Source organism: Mucilaginibacter sp. P4_A11, assembly GCF_056402535.1.
On record NZ_JBFUHE010000007.1, the window covers coordinates 338,220 to 357,757 of the forward strand.

The following is a 19,538-nucleotide window of genomic DNA, read 5'->3' on the forward strand; positions in this document are numbered from 1 at the left end:
TTATCCCCATAATTACACTGACTGAGTTTGAATAAACACGTTAAAACAATTTTTGCTTTAAACGTTTTATACATCTGCCTGTCATATATTTAGCAACAACGATATAACAGGCTTTTTTTAAACACTATTATTATGAAATTCATCAATAAAATATGCGGCATCAGCTTAATAGCATTTTTGATAATGCTTGCCGCACCAAACATGAGTAAAGCCCAGGAAGGAGGCTACGTATCCGACCAGGAGTTTTACGACGAACTTGAACCTTATGGCACCTGGGTTAACGACCCTCAATATGGTAACGTGTGGATTCCCGACGCGGAAGACAATTTCAGGCCATATGCAACCCGTGGCCACTGGGTTGTAACCGACTATGGTAACACCTGGGTATCTGATTACGAATGGGGTTGGGCGCCATTCCACTACGGCCGCTGGCGTTATGATGATTACTATGGCTGGGAATGGATCCCGGGCCACGAATGGGCACCGGCATGGGTAAGCTGGAGGCATGGAGGCGGTTATTATGGCTGGGCTCCTTTACAACCGGGCATCAGCATCAATATATCTTTTGGCAATAGTTACAATGTGCCCGATAATTATTGGGTTTGCGCGCCACAGGCTTATATTAACAGACCAAACATTTACAACTATTATGTACCGCAAACCCGTGTGGTAAATATTATTCACCAAACAACTATTATTAACAACACTTATGTTAATAACAACCGCACTTATGTAACCGGCCCCAGGATCAACGAGATAAGGCAGGTTACCAACAACCGTAATGTGCGTGTTTATAACATTACTAATGTTAACAGGCCAAACGGCGGCGGCAGGGTAGTTAATAATACCGTGAATATCTATCGCCCTGAAATAAGGAGAGCGCCTGATGCAAGGCCGGCAAGGGTAGTAAATGCGGCGGCTTATCGTCAGCAAAACCCAAATGATGGCATAGCCAACAGACAGGGCGGCAACGCGGCTATTAACCGCAACAATGCAGCCCGTTTACGGGAAGTAGCCCGCAATGAAAAACCTGATAACAAAATAGTACAGGTTAATCATGCAGGCCCGGCTGCAAGGCCAAACCCTGCAAACGGAGCCCGCTCCGATCAACCCAATGCAAGGCCCGGCGATAACCAGGCACAGCGTGAGCAACAAGCACAGCAACGTCAGCAACAGCAGCAAGCCCAACGTCAGCAGCAGTCAGATCAAAAAGATCAAACCCAGCGCTCGCAACAACAGCAGGCACAGCGTCAGCAGCAGGAACAACAACGCCAGCAGCAACAGCAAGCTCAAAGACAGCAACAGCAGCACCCTCAGAACCAACCTGACCAGCAAGCACAACGTCAGCAGCAAGCACAGCAACGTCAGCAACAGCAGCAAGCCCAAAGGCAACAGCAGGATCAACAACGTCAGCAACAACAGCAAGCCCAAAGGCAACAGCAGGATCAGCAACGTCAGCAACAGCAACAGGCCCAAAGGCAACAGCAGGATCAGCAACGTCAGCAACAACAGCAAGCCCAAAGGCAACAGCAGGAACAACAACGTCAGCAACAGCAACAAGCCCAAAGACAACAACAGGAGCAGCAACGTCAGCAACAGCAACAAGCCCAAAGGCAACAGCAGGAGCAACAACGTCAGCAACAGCAACAAGCCCAAAGACAACAACAGGAGCAGCAACGTCAGCAACAGCAACAAGCCCAAAGGCAACAGCAGGAGCAACAACGTCAGCAACAGCAACAGGCTCAAAGGCAGCAGCAGGAGCAACAACGTCAGCAACAGCAACAAGCCCAAAGGCAGCAGCAGGAGCAACAACGTCAGCAGCAGCAAAGGGAGAGACGCCCTGAAAACAGGTAAATAAAATTACAACTGCTACAATAAACAGCACGTATAAAGCATTATATACGTGCTGTTTTTATTTTACGAACACCTTAATTAAGAATGAAAAAAATCCTGCATACTACATGCTTTGTTATCCTGTTCAATATTGTCTTTAGCTTTACCGTTAAAGCACAGGAAACTGTAAGCAAATCATCAACCCAAATCAATTTTATTGAAAACTCCTGGAACGAGGCATTGAAACAGGCTGCCCGCCAAAACAAATACATTTTTGTTGATGCCTATGCCAGTTGGTGCGGCCCCTGCAAAATGCTTAAAGCTACTACCTTCAAAAACAATAAAGTAGCCGACTTTTATAACGATAATTTTGTGAATGTAGCCATTGATATGGAAAAAGGCCAGGGCCCGGCCCTTGCTGCCCAATGGGGACTGCAGGCTTATCCTACCATGATCATATTTACCAGCAAAGGCAAACCTGTTTCAGGTACTGTAGGCTATATCCGGGCAAACGACTTAATTAAATTCGGCCAGCAGGCATTGAACAAATAGTTCAATTTTCAGGCATAAAAAAAGACCGGCACTATAAGCAACCGGTCTTTTTTTTAACTCAATTAACAACTTTATTTAGGTGTAGATAAAAGTACCTACTAATAAAGCTAACACCTGGTCCATAGATAAAGGCTCATCAAAGGCAGCGGTCGCGATAGCAACCGAAGTAGTCGAGCCGGAAATACTTGGCAATGTGGTAACATTAACCGGGCCCTGGGTAACATTTTGCTCCCCATCATAATTCCCGTTAACTTGCGGTACACCTGTATCGTTACCTAAAGTAGCGGTGCTGGTGATCCATGGAGAAACACCTAATAGCTGGCGGATGGCCGATGCGTGGCGGGCTTCAACCGCGTGGATAGATAAAGCGGCAGTCAATATATCTTTATTGCCCAACAAGTTAGGGGCCTGACCTTTATAGGCACGCACGCCTGTATCTTCAAATGCCAATGCTACTTTCAAAAACAGGGTATAGTTGCTGAACAATCCTTTAAACGGACCATTACCTGTACCACCGCCTGCAGTAAAATCAAACTTAGGCGAAGTAACCGGCGTACCGCCCGAAGCAGTAATAGCAGTTTTCAGGAAGGCTACGTGCTGGTTCTCGTCGTCTTTTACTGTGTTGATATAAGAAGCACCCGCTGCGGGGATCAAACCAGCAGAGGCAGCACCTGTATTATAAAATGATGACTCAAGATACTCAAGTGTTAAGGCGTAATTTAAAACTTCAACAACAGTTGGGGCCGCTGCTGCACCATATGCCCTTTTCAACATAGTGCCCATAGCAAACGGCACAGCAGCCAAAGCTACCTTTGAACCGAAGCTGGTTATATTTTTGATGGCTGCACGACGCGGGTTAAGCCTGTCGTTCAGTTCCGGATCAAATTTTTCTATTTCTTCTATTATATTAAATAAATTCATGGCGATGTGGGATTAAGCTGTGTAACTGTAATTGGTTGCGCTCACTTTGGTTTTCAGGTAGGTGTTTGCAATCGGCAATACCTCGGCAATGGTGGCTGATTTGTTTAAGCCGTTGCTGTCAACCTGGTCATCAGCTGCAAATGAGCCTGCAACCAGCATATTGCTGATCAGCGCCGCATGCCTTGCCTCAACCGATACAATTTTACCTGCGATGGTCAGATAACCCGGGTCCTGGATGAGGTAACCGGCACCGTCATAAGCTTTAACGCCGGTATCTTCAAATGCTTTGGCAGCACCCAGCACAGCAGATTTTTTGGTAAAATCGATAGTGCTGAAATCGACAGTAAGCGCAGGGATCGCGTTACCACCCAAAGCAGCTTTGAAAAACTCGCGGTGAAGTACCTCATGATCGCGGATACTGGTGAAAAGCGCTTTTTCGTTAGCTGTCATGCCCGAATATGGCGTAGTAATTACCTGGATATAAAATGCAGCTTCCAGTTGTTCCAGTGCATAAGCATAATTGAGGATAGCAAGATCGCCTTTGGCGCCTATATCAATGCCCCCGCCAACTATTACCTTATGATCTTTGTGGCAGGCTGCTGTAGCTAAAAGGCCGGCTGATGCCACGCCTAACCCCGCATAACGTAAAAATGACCTCCGGGCCATGTTTGCTCCGCCTATGCTTTCTTGTTCAGATGTTTTCATAGAGTTCGATTTTTTAATGCTATAATTAGTTGTTTTGTAGATGGATATACGCCTGTAACAACATGGCGGATTGTAATTAGTTGACAATTAATACACTCTTAATTAGAGTAATTAACTTTCAGTAAAACTTCCGGCTCTATTTATGGCTAAAAGGCGTTAGAAAAAATCAGGGAGCAATAAAAAAGGCCGAAAAACTCTCGCAATTTTTCGGCCCTACATCTACCTATGAAAACAACCCTATGAGAAGGGTACATTAATACCTATCCAAACCCGGTGCCAAATCACAAAAGCACCTTTCAGGCACTACAAATAACCTTTTTGAGACTATTATATTACTTTCATGTGGAAAGTAATCCCACAATCGGGAATTATAAGCAACTGGTCAGCAGTAATACTTAATTAAAAAGCAAAGAGAAAATCTGGAATTAAATTTTAGCTAAATAAAAAAGGCCGGACAACTCTCGCAGTTATTCCGACCCTACATCTACCTATGAAAAACAACCCTTTGAGAAGGGTAATAAGCTATATTCAAACGGAGTGCCAATTTCAAAAAAGGTGTTTAATTGCCTAATTGGCAGTTTTTTAAGTCAAGTAGATTCTCAATATGTAGAAATGACACCCATAACCGGGAATTTATTTCCCAATGGTTAATTTTGTCGGTATAAATTTTAATTTTCAGGTAATTCGATATAAAAATAAAAGGCCGGACAACTCTCGCAGTTGATCCGGCCCTACATCTACCTATGAAAACATCCCTTTTTAGTAAGGGTATTAACTTTAATTCAAACCGGATGCCAATTGGAAAAACATACCGTAAAGCGTTGAAAGGCACTTCTCAAATGTGTCTTGGGGATGAAGTGTGCAAAAACATTCCAGGAAAGGAGGTGTAATTTTCCCAAAGGTTAAATTCTTTGAATTTCGAGCGGATTGTCGTGTCGGGCAATAGTGAGTGGCGTTACTTTTACCTGTGATAAGTTGAAAACCCTTGCCAGGCTGAGTGTTTAAATTCGGCAAATTCCGAAGCTGAAATATTCAAACAGATAGCTCACGGATTATTGAATAGTAACGATATTGGCCTGCGTTCATTTGCAAATAGGTTAAGAGGAAGAAAAGGGGTGAGGCCTTTAACTATAAAGGCGATAGATGGGAAACCGCCACTCAATACCGACCTTTAATTGTTAAAGGTGACGACTTCGTGAAGAAAGGGCATCATGCCTATTAAATAACATTAAAGAGTATAAACAAGGGCGATTAGAAAAACTTTCCTTTGAATTGAATAGAGAATTTATACCTGCTTAAATTATTGTGTCATGAGTAGCGCCTGTCGAAGTATATCAGGCAGACCTATGCGCGCGAGTCTTCGACAGGCTCAGACTGACTGGCCTTCGCTCAATGCCAACCTTACCCCACCGGCAAAGTAACCGTAAACACAGTATACTCTCCCTCTTTGCTGTCAATATCAATTTTGCCGCCGTGTCCTTTCACCAGAATATCATAACTGAGTGACAGCCCTAAGCCTGTTCCCTGTCCCGTTGGTTTGGTGGTGAAAAATGGCTGCATGACCTTTTCCTTAATACTGTCAGGAATCCCCATGCCGTTATCGCGAACTGTTATGATTACCGAGGTAGCTCCCCCTTTAGGTGGCTGGGTGGCTGTTGTGACTGTAACCTCCGGTTTATAAGTTTCACCTGCTGTTTTTTGCTTTTGATGCACCGCATAAAAAGCGTTGTTAAACAGGTTAAGCAGCACACGGCCAATATCCTGCTGTACTATATTGATTGGTGTGAGGTTATTGTCAAAATTAGTAACCAGCGCAGCGTTAAAAGTCTTGTCCTTAGCGCGGAGTCCGTTGTAGGCCAGCTTGAAATACTCGCCGGTGAGGTTATTGATATTTACAGGTTCTTTACTGCCGGTGCCCGCACTTGAGTGTTGGAGCATGTTTTTCACGATACCATCGGCGCGCTTACCGTGATGGTGGATCTTCTCGAGGTTGAGCTTTACATCTGCGGCAATGGCTTTAGCTTCTTCCGCGTCACCATTGATTAACTCGGTTTCCATTTCTTCTATCAGCTCAATACTCACCTCCGAAAAATTGTTTACAAAATTAAGCGGGTTCTGGATCTCGTGGGCTATGCCTGCGGTAAGTTCGCCTAATGAAGCCAGTTTTTCGGCCTGGATCAGTTGCTGCTGAGTTGTTTTGAGGTTATCAACAGCTTCAGATAGCCTGTCGCGTTGGGTAATGATCTCTTCCTGTTGTTCGCTCAGTTCCTTATTGGCCACGCTCAGGTCGCTGGTGCGTTGTTTTACCTTTTCTTCAAGCAACTGGTTTTCACGTTTAAGATGCTGCGAACGATAGGCAATAAAGGCGTAAACGGCCGAAGTAAACAGTATTACATATATTAACCAGGCCCACCAGCGCAAATACCAGGCTGTAGCGATAATGATAGTTATGCTGTCGCCGGTGTTGTTCCATTTACCCGAGCTGTTTGCCGCTTTTACGCGAAATACATATGTACCGGACGAAAGGTTATTATATGTCACCCAGCGATCAGTCCCGGCGTTCACCCAGTTTTTGTCAAAGCCTTCCAGTTTGTAGGCATACACATTTTGTTCCGGATTATCGTATTGCAGACCAATATAATCGATCTGCACCCGGTTTTGATCGTAGGGCAGTTCGAGCGTTTTGTGGCCATATGCTAATGTTTTGTTAAATACCTTTTCACTTGCCGCAGGATTACTATAGATAACATCTTCAATATGTACAATGGGCAGGTAGGGGCTGTCATTTAAATCTTCGGGGTTAAAAACAGCAATGCCATTGCTTAACGGAAAAAGCATCCTGCCATCTGCAAGCTTGTTGACGTTATCAATGCCCCTGAAAAGATCCTTGCCCGGCAAAATATCGTCCATGTAAAAATTTTTCAGCTTCATGGTGCGGGGATCAATCCGGGTAAAACCCCGCTCGGTTATCACCCACAGGCGACCATCATTGTCTTGATTAATGCCCATTACCGAATTAAATATTAAGCCGGAATCTTCATTAAAATGCCTTACATAAACTTCCTTTTTGCGGTCAAATTCAAATAGGCCATTAAGGTAGGTACCCACCCAAAGCCTGCCGGTTTTATCTTCAAAAATATTATCTACACAAATGGCTTTTCGTATGTCATTATTAAAATAGGATATGAAGCGTCCTGTTTTCCTGTCGAAACGGTTAAGGCCGCCAAAATTGGTACCTATCCAAAGGGTATTTTCATGATCTTCATAAAAGGTAATAGCGCGGCTGTCATCAAGTGCATATTTATTTTTTGAAGTGATTTTTTCATAAGTGCCCCGGTAGGGGTAACGGGTAAACTTTTTGGTTACCGGGTTAAAAGAGCATATCCCGGCATCAACATCTACAGCTATCCATAGTATCCCGGTATGATCCTGAAACAACGTATGTATAAAATTGCTTGTAAGGGAAGTACTATCGCCGGGGATGTTACTGTACTTTTCTTTTTTTCCGGTGATGGTATTGTACACCAGCAAGCCGCTTTCAGTTGCCACATACAGTGTGTTGTTTTGTCCGTAACAAAAGCCCGGAAAATAGCCTTCATTAGGGGCCGCGTTATATACCTTTTTATACTGGTTAGCAATGATGTTGCCTTTATATATGCCTTGCCGGGTGGTTAACCAGGCATCGCCATTGGGCCATGTTTTAATAGCTACCAACTTGCCGGGATAAGTGCCGGTTTTTGCAGGGTTACCTTTAAATAAGGTAAAGGCGCTTTTTAGCTTGTTTACACGTGCTACACCTGCATTCCCAAACCCAAGCCAAAGCGTATTGGTATGGTCAATTGTTTTACCTCCTATGCCCAGGCTCGGCAAGGCGCCCTGATCTTCCGGATCGGTGAGGTAACGTTTAAAAGCCGACGTTGCGGGATCAAAGTAAACCAGCCCAGCCGACGATGAGATCCAGAGTTTACCATCCTGCGTTTCCCCGAAGCTGATAAACTGATTTTTGTTAGCAGAGCTTATGGTATCAACAGGTATGTAGTTGCTGAATGTACGAGTTTGCCTGTCGAACTTTGAAAGGCCTTTATTGGTGCCAATCCACAGGTGTTTACGTTTATCTTCGTAAAAGCTATAAATACCTGCGCTCAACAGGCTGTCTTTTGCATTAGCCTGGCCATATTCTTTAAGCTTGCCGGTGCTAATGTCATAACGGGCAAATTTCAGGGCTTCGTCATGCCCATGAAAAGTATTCATATAAAGTATACCTGGTTCGGACGGGGCTTCATAAATTGGGTTAGCTGCCCGCATTTTGGCGGTATCATTTGATGTGAGGTATTCACTAAAACCTTTTCCTGCGCCGTTGTAGTGGTATATGCCATTATTTGAGCTAAACCAGATACTGCCATTGACAGTTTTAACGGGATTATAATAAACGGTTGCCCTGATATGATAGATGCCCTTTTGCCGGTTGCCAAAAAGTTGATATCGCCCTGTGCCCGGCTCAAACTTCATAATATTTTGACCGCTGTTTGCTGCATCAAAACGCCCCCACAAATTCCCCTCGTTATCTATAGTACCCACAATCAGCTGTCCATAGGTTATGCTTGCGGGATAGGGGTATTGTGTAAAGGAATCAGTTTCGCGGTTGTACCTGAAAATTCCGTTGGCAAGGGTAGTTACCCACAAGGTTTTGTTATGATCTTCAATTACATTAAGTACCAGTGTTGATACCTGCTTGTTGAATTTTGGAGAACCAAGTTTATATATCTTGTAGCGGTAACCGTCATAACGTACCAGTCCGTTCTGCGTAGAGAACCACATATACCCCTGGCTGTCTTCAATAAGGGAACCCACGTTTGATTCGGGCAGGCCTTTTTTAATATCAAAGCGGTCGAAATATAAATGGGCTGATTGAGCGCCGGCATAAAGGCTTATGCAGCAGCACAAAATCAGCAATATGATCTTTTTCATTAAGGCGTAAGTTTACAGGCTTAAAGTAAATATTTTATCCTGTAAAATAAAATGGGGGTTTTATATCCCGGAAACTTACTTTTTAGGAGCTTTCAGTTTTTTTCGCGTTTGTTATCCGATACCATTTTCACAATGGTTTTTCCCTGGGTTAGTTGTTTAGGGTCTTTAACCTTTGCCAGTGAGTTTTGCCAGGCCTCGTCAACCAGCTTCTTCACTTCTTGTCGCGGAAATGCTTCGATATCGTTCACCAGCAAATAGCGGTACTGCTTGCCTTCGCCAATAAGTATTTTGTGCGGATCGGAAAGTTCGGAACCCCAGTAAAAAGCCGAAATGGGTATTGTAATTACCTCCCCGGTACAAGGCAAAGGAGCAAAAGATATGGATCATTTTTTCGGTAGGCGACCAGCCCGCGGCCAAAGCATTGTAATTATCATAAATAAGCTCATTTGCTTGCGGATACAAATCCCATATAAAATCGCGCAGCCACAAAGCACGCTCCCGCACTTGCGGAGGGAACATTTTCAAAAAGAAAAGCAGATCGGTAACCTGTTCCTGCGACATAATATAAATGTACAATCTTTTATTTTTTGTTAATAATAATTAACTTTATATCACCCAATTATAAACCTAAATACTTTCCTATTGAAAAGCAACGGCTTTACTAAACCGGTATTTGTTTATATAGCGAAAAGAATGCGCGGCTCAGTGATCAGCCTGCTCATTTTAGCTCCTGTTTTATTTTTTAGCATGCAGTGCCAAGCGCAGGAAAAAGCTCCTGCTTCGCGCCTGCTTGAAATGAAATCAGTGCTGGATAGCGTTACCCGTCAAACCCCTGCTGAAAAGATCTATCTGCAATTAGATAAAAGTATCTACACCCCCGGCGATACGCTGTGGTATAAAGCTTACCTTTTTAACGCTCCCACACTCGGCTTATCGGCTAAAAGTGCACTAATGTACCTGAGCATTGTTACCGATAGCAATGTGGTGGTAAAACGACAGCGCCTGCCGGTTGAAAACGGGCTGAGCTGGGGCAACATCAGCCTGAAGGACCTTCCTGCCGGTACTTATACACTTGTCGCTTATACCCAATGGCTCCAAAATTTTAACCAGGATTGCTTTTTTCGTAAACAATTCACCATTGCCGACGATGCAGGCAGCAACTGGTTGGCTAACTATACCAGCTCAAGTATAATGACAGATGGTAAGGAACAAGCCCACGTTAAACTATTGTTGACGGATGTGTATAAAACCGCTGTTGCAGGTAAGCCTGTTCAGTTAATGGTAATGAAAGGCCGAAGGCGGTTGTACCGACAAACCATTCAAACCGATGAAAAGGGACTGATAGATATTACTTTTAAGCTGCCCGGCAAACCTGGGGATATCCACATTATTGCCAGTGATGCCGGGGGTAACAGGGTAAACATCCCGCTTAACTTTAACCGACCACAGGATGCCGATGTGCAATTTATGGCCGAGGGCGGCGAGCTGATTGCTGACTTGCCGGCTCATATAGGTTTTAAAGCGATAGGTTTGGATGGTAAAGGCATCAACGTTTCGGGCGTGGTGCTTGATCGCGAAAAACAGGTGGTGGCTAATTTTACAACACAGCATTTAGGTATGGGGAGTTTTAACCTGCCGGTGGTTAATAAAGGCGAAAGTTATACCGCTAAGGTAACCCTACCGGGCGGTGCTACCCGCGATTATCCATTGCCGGATATAAAAAGCGAAGGCATATTTTTAAATGTGATCAATGCCGCTGCCGAAGATTCGGTAAGGGTATTGCTGGGAGCAACAGATAAAATAGCCCGATCCGGCGAGAGTTATTTTCTTATTGGTAAAGCCCGTGAAATTATTTGTTATGGGGCCATGGTTAACTTTAAAAATGGCGCGTCCATTAGCCAAAAGATCAGTAAACGGCTTTTTCCTTCGGGCATTACGCATTTTGTGCTGCTTGATATGAAGAACAGGCCCTTGAATGAACGACTGATTTTTATTAACCGGCATGATGACCTGCACTTAAATATCAATACTGATAAAGCAATCTATAATCCACGTGACAGCATTGCATTGCGCTTGAATATAAACGATGCTTTGGGTAATCCTGTGGCCGGAAATTTTTCGCTGGCCGTTACTGATGATGCGCTGGTACATCCTGATAGCCTCAATAACGAAAATATCATTACCCGGATATTGCTTACTTCCGAACTGAAGGGCTATGTGGAAGAACCCAATTATTATCTGAATACTAACGATGCTGCAAGCAAGGAGGCACTCAATAACCTGTTGCTTACACAGGGATGGGTAAGTTATGGCTGGCCAGATGAAAAAGGCCGGCCAGTTTATGCTGCCGAAACCGAAGTGGCTATTAAAGGCCGGGTACTTAATGTTTTTAACAGCCCGGTAAAGAAAACAAAGGTACAGCTGTTTTCTAAATCGCCGTTAATGGTTACTGATACACTTACCGGTAAGGATGGCCGCTTTATATTTCATAATCTCCCATTTACAGATACACCTGCCTATGTACTTAAAACTGCTAAGAACTTTAATGTAGGCATTGTAATGGATGATGCACCCCCGCCGGTATTTACGGTATCCGCCGGCAATCCCGTAACACCATGGTATGTGAGCAGCGATAGCACCTTACTCAATAGCATAAAGAATAACCGGGTGCGTCAAAACCTGGCGCTCGATCTGCCTGCCGGTACCCGGGCCCTGAAAGAAGTAAAAATCACTGCAAAAAAAATTGTTAAAGACTCAAAAAATCTGAATGGAGCAGGAAATGCCGATTACGTTTTTGACGAAGCGGACCTATTGAAAGCCGAAAAGAAAAGCTGGTTGCGGTTTTTGCAGGAAAAAGTAAAAAGCTTTAGGGAAGGTTCTATTATAAAACAATTTCCATTGCGTTTTGCGGTGCAAGGCAAAACTCTGAGCGAAATTCAATTTGGGCAATGGCGATTGCCACCAAACAATTTTTTTGCATGGTATTTTGTAGATAACAAGCCTATTTGCTTTGTGGTGGATGGGATCCCTTTTGGTGCTATAATGAAAAGCAACTATAACGATGACCCTGATTTTATTACTTTAAAGAATTACCTGGAGTCAAATAGCGCCGAAGATATTAAAGGTATCGAGATCAATACTACCTCAAAATATAATAACGAATATTATAGACGCTATGTCCCATCGGAATGGATGATGAATACTAATGTTGCGGATTTTACTTTTATGGAAATAACTACCCGGGGCGGTCATGGCCCCGTCATACGTAATACACCTGGCAGTTATTTATATAAGCCTTTAGTCCTTAGCTTTCCATCCAAATTTTACAGCCCCCGGTACGCTGTAAATGACAAAAGCAAATACCAGCCCGATGTGCGCTCAACTATTTATTGGACGCCTAATGTTAATAGCGGTGCCGACGGTAAGGCCGGTGTTGGTTTTTATGTTGCAGATAAACCTTCAACCTATACTTTTATTATAGAAGGCACAGACGGAAACGGGAATATCGGTTTTAAAACCGGGAAGATAAAGGTAAGCAGTAGTATAACCCCTTAGTTAAAGTTCAAAAATGCTGCGAAAGCTTTCAGCCTTTAGCCTTCCGCTTTTAGCTTTTTCATGCTTCATCAATATCCGGTCCTTTGATCTTTTTACGGTCAACGCCGCCTTCAAGTGAAAGCAAGAACGCCGGTAGCAAAGTAAGGTTGCTGATCATGGCGACCAGTAAGGTGATGGATAACAGGATGCCCAAAGCAACCGTACCGCCAAATTTTGACACCGCGAAGATGCCGAAGCCGAAAAACAAGACCGTAGCAATAAAAATCATGCTTACCCCGGTTTCGCGGATGGTATCTGAAACTATTTGTGAGATGCTTTTTTTGCTGTGCCGTAACTCGTGGCGGTAGCGGGTAATAAAATAAATGGTCTGGTCGGATGAGATGCCCATGGCTATACTGAATATCAATATGGTTGAGGGTTTAAGCGGGATACCAAAAAAACCCATAATACCGGCCGTAATAATCAGCGGAACAAGGTTGGGTACCAGCGATATGGCTATCATTTTTATGCCGCGAAACAGGATCCACATTACGCCTGCTATGAGTGCTATAGCCCAGGCCAGGCTTTCATAAAGGTTTTTTAACAGGTAGTTGGTGCCTTTTATAAATATGATGCTTGAGCCGGTAAGTTCAACATGGAATTTCTTCGGATTGAAGATGGAATCGATGCGTGGCTGTAATTGGGCCAGTACGGTATTCATCTTTTTTGACCCGGCATCAACCATTTCAAAAGTAACACGGGTAACGCGATGGGTGCTGTCGAGATAGGTTTTTAACAAACCGCTTGTTCCTTTGCCCGAGTTACCGGCATAGTTAAGGATAAAGTTTTGCTCCAGTCCGTCGGGCAGGCGATAGTATTCCGGATTGCCACCGTAAAATGCCTGTGTACTGAATTTTAGCACCTGGATCAACGATACCGAACGGCTAAATTCTGGATAGGAGGAGATCAGTTTTTCCAGCTTCTCCACCTTGCGAATGGTGGCTAAATTCATTACCCCGTTTTTGCGTTTGGTGTCGATACTAACTTCTAATGGCAAAACCCCCTTGAAATTCGATTCGAAAAATTTAAGATCGTGCAGGGTATTATTGCTTTGCGGAAGGTCATCAACCACATAACCGTTAATGTTCATTTTAGCCATGCCAAAACCCGCAATGATGATCAATACCACGGTGGTGATATAAATAACTTTGCGTTTGGTGTGCACAAGCTTATCTAACAGCGCTAACAATCCGTCCATCAGTTTGCTGTCTTTAATGCCTGTTTGGCTTGCCCTTGGTGCAGGCAGGAAACTGAAAATGATGGGTACCAGGATCAGGCTTAGCGCAAAAGTGCCCAAAATGCCTATTGAGGCTACCAGGCCAAACTGGGTAAGTAATTCGCTGTTGGTAAAGCATAATACACCAAAACCTATGGCGGTAGTAATGTTTGCTATAAACGTGGTAATTCCGGCACGCTCCACAGCAACTTCTAAAGCGGCCATTTTGTTACCGCTGATGCCGTACTCATGGAAATATTTATTGAGGATGAATACACAGTTAGGGATGCCGATCACCACAATAAGCGGGGGAATGATGCCTGTAAGAATGGTCATTTCATAATGCATCAGCTGCAGCACACCTAAGCTAAATATCACGCCCATTATCACAATGATTACCGGGAATATAACGGGAAATACCGACCGGAAAAACAGCAGAAGGATAAGACCGGTAATGATCACCGAAAGACTCAGGAACAATGAAAACTCGTGAGCTACCAGATCGCCAACTACAGTACGGATCAGGGGCAGGCCGGAGTAGTGTACTTTAATATTGTGTTTCTTTTCAAAGGCATCCCCAAGCTGATCAATTTTTTTAATGATGGGCACGCGAAAAGGCGTGTTGATGATCTTGTCATCAAAAGTGATAGCCATTAAGGTACTTTGCCCATCTTCACTTACAACTAATCCTTTATAAAATGGCATGGAAGCAAGCTGTTGTTTTACACTGTCGACAGCTGCTTTTGTTTGCAGCGGACCGGTAACCAAAGGTTTCAGTACAAATTTATGTTGCAGGGTATCCTTTTGCAGGTTGTAGATATTGGCGGCTGAGATCACAGCTTTGATCCCTTTTACTTTTTTTAACTCTTCGCCAATCTGGTACCAGTCATTAAAAACATCTTTATTATTGAATATCTCCGGCGACTTGATACCGATAACCATTGATGAAGCGTCCTGCCCAAACGTTTTCTTAAATTCAGCGTACCGGATAAAAGCCGAGTCGGTAACAGGGAGAACTTTACCGCCGTTGAAGGTGATTTTTACCTTCGACGCTTCATATCCCATAAAGGCGCTCAGTGCCAAAACGCAAATAAAAATTATCAGCCTGTTTTTAAGAATTGCAGAAGCTATATGTTTCCAGAACATTAGTTATTGATATAGTAAGAGGAGGCGCAAAACTACGAAAATTGCGCTATCTGCCTATTAATGATAGTGATAATGTGACAAATAGTTAATTGGGATTGCGTTATGTTGTAGTTAACAGATTTGTATACAGTGTTTAGCGTTCAACTTTTTAGGTGTGAACACTTGTACTTGTTTTTAAAATAAACAGCACTGATAATTAGGGTGTTACATTTTGTGAGATTGGGCGTTTTTGGGGATATGAACAAGTTGGTACTGATAATCAGCTTCTTATGTTTTTTGAAAAACAAAAGGCTGAACACCCGTTTTTAAAAAGTTGAACACTTGTGCTATGCTGTTGCTGGTGTTGTCATCACGGGTATTCGGAAGAAAATAAAAAAGTTCGAGATTGTGCGATTCCCTCCCCTGGGAGGGTGTAGGGAGGGGTTTCGACAACAGACTTACCTGCTTTTATGGCGCATAGCCCCCTCCCTGCCAATGCACATCCCAACGCACCCCTCCCAAGGGAGGGAATTGTAAATCTTCCGAATACCTGTGATGACAACATCAACAATGGCTTAGGTGAGGATAACAACAATATCGCAGTATAACGTCTCTCCTTATTTGCGCTTAAACTTTGTATTTTTGAGCATGAAAAGGTTGGTACGCAGTTTTGGTTTCGCGTTTAAGGGTTTGGGGTATGCTGCCAAAACCCAGCCTAACTTCAGGTTTCATTTAGTGGCCGGTACGATAGCTGTTGCATTGGGCGTCTTTTTCCAGCTTGCAACTGCCGAGTGGTTTTGGCTTATGGCTTGCATTGCCGTGGTGCTTATTACTGAATTACTCAATACTTCTCTCGAAACACTCACCGATCTGGTTTCGCCTACTTATAACGAAAAGGCTGGTCACGTAAAAGATGTAGCTGCCGGGGCCGTTGTTGTAGCTGCGCTATTTGCGCTGATAACGGGGATCGTCATTTTTTTGCCGAAGATCATTTTATTGGTAAGGCATGCTGCATAAAACCCGTGGCATCATATTCCGGGCTACCGATTACGGCGAAAGCAGCGTGATCGTTCAAATCTTTACCGAAAAGTTTGGATTGCAATCTTACATCATCAACGGAGCTAAAAAGCCAAAAGCAAAAATAGGGCGGAATATGCTGCAGCCGCTGCACCTGTTAGACCTAGTGGTTTACCACAAAAATACCGGTGGTGTGCAGCGCATTTCTGAACTGAAAAATGCACCGGTACTGCTCAGCATTCCTTATGATGTGATCAAAAGCTGCATAGCGATATTTTTGAACGAGGTGTTGTATAAAGCCATAAAGCAACAGTCGCCGGATGAAAACCTGTTCGATTTTGTTTTCAGCGCTATTGAATGGCTCGATCATCAAACAGAAAGCGTGGCCAACTTTCACCTGATATTTTTAACCCGGCTTACCCGTTACCTCGGTTTTTACCCCGACCGCTACATGGCCGGTAATGCCGATTACTTCGACATTAAAAACGGGCAATTTACCCGGTTCAAGCCCGAAAGTGTTTCTTATCTCTCGCCCCCGCATACCCAAAATTTCGGATTAGTATTGCAAACCGGCTTTGAAGACATGCAGCTGCTAAAGCTGAGTAATGATGAACGCCGCTACCTGGTACAAAAGCTGCTGGAATATTATGCCATGCACATTGAAGGTTTTGGAAATATCAAATCGGCCGATGTGCTGGAGGAGGTGCTGGCCTAAGTAAGTATTTGCATTGCGGATGATAGCTGATTGAATGCCTGCACTTAATATAAGCTCGCAAAGCCGCAAAGGCGCTAAGAAAAACCTTTGCATCTTAACGCCTTTGCGAGAAATCAATACCCTTACCCTACAACTGGCGCGAGTATGTAGTGAGAATATTATAAATCGTCATTGCGAGGTACGAAGCAATCGCGAACTCTACAAGGAGATTTGCATAGCCGCTCTGTAAGTAGGGGATTGCTTCGTACCTCGCAATGACGCGGTGGAGAAACCCACAACTGGCAAAACCCCAAACTGAAGGGAGGAGGTAATTCCATAGCCCCGTTTCACCTGCCCACCCATATTCTTTATCCTTTCATCGATAAAACTTGCTATTGTAAAACTTAATTTTTACTATTGTGTAATAATGACACAAAGAGTTTGATTTTGCTGTTATTGTACCGCCAATTAGTACCCTTTAACCTATTTAATTTTTAAACATGAGAATGAGCTACAAACTACACGTTGCTTTAGCATGCGTTTTATTAGCCGGTGGCATCCATCAGGTAACACATGCTCAAAGCAAAAATTCCGCGCCGCAGCTAAGTGCAACAAACGTAAAACAGATTGTTGCCGCCATGACACTCGAAGAAAAATCGAAGCTGGTTGTGGGGATGGGTTTTAAAATGCCGGGCGTACCGCCGCCTTCAAAGGATAAAAAAAATGAACCTATTGATATCGGAGGTTTTAAATTGCCGCCATCTGACCCGGATGCTTATAATATTCCCGAAAAAGTGCCCGGAGCAGCCGGTCGCACACATGCTATTGCCCGTTTAGGGATCCCTTCAATCACGGTATCTGATGGGCCTGCCGGTTTAAGGATCGAGCCTATCCGCAATGGCGATAAATCAAAAACTTATTATGCTACGGCATTCCCGGTTGCCACTTTACTGGCCTCAACCTGGGATACGCAGCTTGTAAATAAAGTAGGCGTTGCCTTTGGTAACGAAGTACGTGAATACGGTGTGGATATTTTGCTCGCGCCGGGCCTCAACATTCACCGTAACCCATTGGGCGGCCGTAATTTTGAGTATTATTCGGAAGATCCGTTGGTGGCAGGCAGCATGACAGCGGCCATTGTTAACGGTATCGAATCAAACGGGGTGGGCACTTCCATTAAGCATTATGCGGCTAACAACCAGGAAACCAACCGTAACTCCATCAACACTATTGTAAGCGAACGTGCCATGCGTGAGTTGTACCTGCGCGGTTTTGAGATAGCGGTTAAAAAAGCACAGCCATGGACGGTGATGTCGTCATACAATAAACTCAACGGCACTTTTACATCCGAAAGGCGCGACCTGCTTACTACCATTCTTAAAAAAGAATGGGGCTTTAAAGGTTTTGTCATGACCGATTGGTTTGGTGGTAAAGATGCCGTAGCACAGATGAAGGCCGGCAACGATTTGCTGATGCCGGGTAACCCAACCCAGTCTGAAGATATAGTAGCTGCTGTAAAAAGCGGTAAGCTCAGTGCCCAGCAGCTTGATGCCAATGTGGAACGTATCCTTAATGTAATCATTCAATCGCCTACATTTAAAAAATATAAATACTCTGATGCGCCTGATTTAGCCGGTCACGCGGCTGTGGCTCGCGAAGCTGCTGCACAAGGTATGGTACTTCTGAAAAATGACGACCATGCGCTGCCGTTTGGCGCAGGTAAAAGGATCGCTGTATTTGGTAATACTTCATATGATATTATTGCAGGCGGTACTGGTAGCGGCGATGTGAACAAGGCTTACACTATTTCGCTGATGCAGGGCCTGGCTAATGCCAACTTTAAATTACAGGAAACGCTTTCCAATAATTATAAGGCCTACCTGGTTGATATGAAGGCTAAACAGCCAAAGCCTAAAAACTTTTTTGATCATCCTGCTCCAATACCCGAAATGGATGTAAACGCTATCGTAGCCGAAGAGGCCAATGGTGCCGATGAAGCACTGATCACCATAGGCCGTAACGCAGGTGAAGGTGCCGACCGTAAGCTGGAAAGCGATTACTATTTGAACGATGCAGAAAAAGGACTGATCAGCGGTGTTGCCAATGCTTTTCATGCAAAAGGCAAAAAAGTAATTGTTGTGCTTAACATCGGTGGTGTGGTTGATGTTACCGCCTGGCGCGACAAGGTTGACGGTATTTTATTAGCCTGGCAGCCGGGTTTGGAGGCGGGTAATGCTATTGCCGATGTGCTGAGCGGTAAAGTAAACCCATCGGGTAAACTGGCAACCACATTCCCTGCCGACTATAAAGATGTGCCATCGGCAGGTAATTTCCCCGGCACGCCAGAAGGTAAACCAACACAGGTTATTTATGAGGAGGGTATTTATGTGGGGTATCGTTATTATGATGCCGCTAAAATCACCCCGGCGTATGAGTTTGGTTACGGCTTGTCATACACCAACTTTAAGTTCAGTGATTTGAAATTAAGCTCAAAAGCTTTCAAAAACGTGATCACCGCTACTGTGACTGTTAAAAATACCGGCGATGTTGCAGGTAAAGAAGTGGTGCAGTTATATTTGGCGGCTCCTAAAAAAGACCTAGATAAACCCGAGGATGAATTGAAAGCTTTCGGCAAAACCAAGTTGCTGGCCCCCGGTCAATCGCAAACATTAACCTTTACTATCAAAGCAGCAGATCTGGCTTCGTTTTATACCGACAGGCAGGCCTGGATAGCTGATGAAGGCAATTACAAAGTGAAAATAGGTTCATCATCGCGCAAAATTGAAGAAACAGCTTCTTTTAGCCTCGCTAAAGATATCACTGTTGAAAAAGTAAACAAGGCGCTGGTGCCCGAACAAACTATAAACGAACTAAAACTAAAGTAAAACCAACCGGCCTCTGCAATATTTTTTG

General features: G+C 44.0%; 11 protein-coding genes. 6 read left to right on the plus strand and 5 right to left on the minus strand.

Translation table 11 applies throughout. The features are described 5' to 3' along the window. Positions 1-132 precede the first annotated feature (132 nt). The gene (locus AC1DUD_RS16410; RefSeq protein WP_477376197.1) at positions 133-1,854 is read left to right on the plus strand and encodes a DUF6600 domain-containing protein; all 1,722 of its coding nucleotides are present in this window, start codon (positions 133-135) and stop codon (positions 1,852-1,854) included. An 84-nt stretch (positions 1,855-1,938) separates the two neighbouring features. Beyond that, positions 1,939-2,385 (plus strand): thioredoxin family protein, encoded by a 447-nt coding sequence (locus AC1DUD_RS16415; protein WP_477376199.1) that lies wholly within the window; start codon positions 1,939-1,941, stop codon positions 2,383-2,385. 75 nt (positions 2,386-2,460) lie between these two features. Here AC1DUD_RS16415 and AC1DUD_RS16420 read toward each other — a convergent pair whose 3' ends face one another. From AC1DUD_RS16420 to AC1DUD_RS16435, 4 genes are all read right to left on the minus strand, one after another. Further along, positions 2,461-3,306 carry a ferritin-like domain-containing protein gene (locus tag AC1DUD_RS16420; protein WP_477376201.1) on the minus strand — a complete coding sequence of 282 codons (846 nt, stop codon included), beginning with the start codon at positions 3,304-3,306 and terminating at the stop codon, positions 2,461-2,463. 12 nt (positions 3,307-3,318) lie between these two features. Further along, the gene (locus tag AC1DUD_RS16425) at positions 3,319-4,011 is read right to left on the minus strand and encodes a ferritin-like domain-containing protein (RefSeq protein WP_477376204.1); all 693 of its coding nucleotides are present in this window, start codon (positions 4,009-4,011) and stop codon (positions 3,319-3,321) included. Positions 4,012-5,412: 1,401 nt separating this feature from the next. Beyond that, the gene (locus AC1DUD_RS16430; RefSeq protein WP_477376206.1) at positions 5,413-8,979 is read right to left on the minus strand and encodes a sensor histidine kinase; all 3,567 of its coding nucleotides are present in this window, start codon (positions 8,977-8,979) and stop codon (positions 5,413-5,415) included. Positions 8,980-9,071: 92 nt separating this feature from the next. Beyond that, positions 9,072-9,344, minus strand: coding sequence for a hypothetical protein (locus AC1DUD_RS16435; RefSeq protein ID WP_477376208.1), 273 nt, complete (start codon positions 9,342-9,344; stop codon positions 9,072-9,074). Positions 9,345-9,621: 277 nt separating this feature from the next. On the opposite strand from AC1DUD_RS16435, the gene AC1DUD_RS16440 reads away from it, so the two are divergent. Next, the gene (locus tag AC1DUD_RS16440) at positions 9,622-12,534 is read left to right on the plus strand and encodes a hypothetical protein (protein ID WP_477376210.1); all 2,913 of its coding nucleotides are present in this window, start codon (positions 9,622-9,624) and stop codon (positions 12,532-12,534) included. Between the two features lie 58 nt (positions 12,535-12,592). Here the strand turns inward: AC1DUD_RS16440 and AC1DUD_RS16445 are convergent, their stop codons facing one another. Continuing rightward, positions 12,593-14,935 carry an efflux RND transporter permease subunit gene (locus AC1DUD_RS16445; RefSeq protein WP_477376212.1) on the minus strand — a complete coding sequence of 781 codons (2,343 nt, stop codon included), beginning with the start codon at positions 14,933-14,935 and terminating at the stop codon, positions 12,593-12,595. Between the two features lie 627 nt (positions 14,936-15,562). Between AC1DUD_RS16445 and AC1DUD_RS16450 the strand changes: the two genes are divergently transcribed. From AC1DUD_RS16450 to AC1DUD_RS16460, 3 genes are all read left to right on the plus strand, one after another. Further along, positions 15,563-15,931, plus strand: coding sequence for a diacylglycerol kinase (locus AC1DUD_RS16450; RefSeq protein ID WP_477376214.1), 369 nt, complete (start codon positions 15,563-15,565; stop codon positions 15,929-15,931). Then, positions 15,921-16,646 carry a DNA repair protein RecO gene (gene recO / locus AC1DUD_RS16455; RefSeq protein ID WP_330862935.1) on the plus strand — a complete coding sequence of 242 codons (726 nt, stop codon included), beginning with the start codon at positions 15,921-15,923 and terminating at the stop codon, positions 16,644-16,646. Before AC1DUD_RS16450 ends, recO begins: the two co-directional genes overlap by 11 nt. 485 nt (positions 16,647-17,131) lie before the next feature. After that, entirely contained in the window at positions 17,132-19,510 is a 2,379-nt protein-coding gene (locus tag AC1DUD_RS16460) for a glycoside hydrolase family 3 C-terminal domain-containing protein (RefSeq protein ID WP_477376217.1), read from the plus strand. Positions 19,511-19,538 lie beyond the last annotated feature (28 nt).

What these genes read in the sequence shown, in the direction of transcription:
- recO (WP_330862935.1), top strand. Translation starts at nt 15,921, where the DNA reads ATGCTGCATAAAACCCGTGGCATCATATTCCGGGCTACCGATTACGGC.
- AC1DUD_RS16445 (WP_477376212.1), bottom strand. Translation starts at nt 14,935, where the DNA reads ATGTTCTGGAAACATATAGCTTCTGCAATTCTTAAAAACAGGCTGATA.
- AC1DUD_RS16425 (WP_477376204.1), bottom strand. Translation starts at nt 4,011, where the DNA reads ATGAAAACATCTGAACAAGAAAGCATAGGCGGAGCAAACATGGCCCGG.
- AC1DUD_RS16415 (WP_477376199.1), top strand. Translation starts at nt 1,939, where the DNA reads ATGAAAAAAATCCTGCATACTACATGCTTTGTTATCCTGTTCAATATT.
- AC1DUD_RS16410 (WP_477376197.1), top strand. Translation starts at nt 133, where the DNA reads ATGAAATTCATCAATAAAATATGCGGCATCAGCTTAATAGCATTTTTG.
- AC1DUD_RS16460 (WP_477376217.1), top strand. Translation starts at nt 17,132, where the DNA reads ATGAGCTACAAACTACACGTTGCTTTAGCATGCGTTTTATTAGCCGGT.
- AC1DUD_RS16420 (WP_477376201.1), bottom strand. Translation starts at nt 3,306, where the DNA reads ATGAATTTATTTAATATAATAGAAGAAATAGAAAAATTTGATCCGGAA.
- AC1DUD_RS16430 (WP_477376206.1), bottom strand. Translation starts at nt 8,979, where the DNA reads ATGAAAAAGATCATATTGCTGATTTTGTGCTGCTGCATAAGCCTTTAT.
- AC1DUD_RS16450 (WP_477376214.1), top strand. Translation starts at nt 15,563, where the DNA reads ATGAAAAGGTTGGTACGCAGTTTTGGTTTCGCGTTTAAGGGTTTGGGG.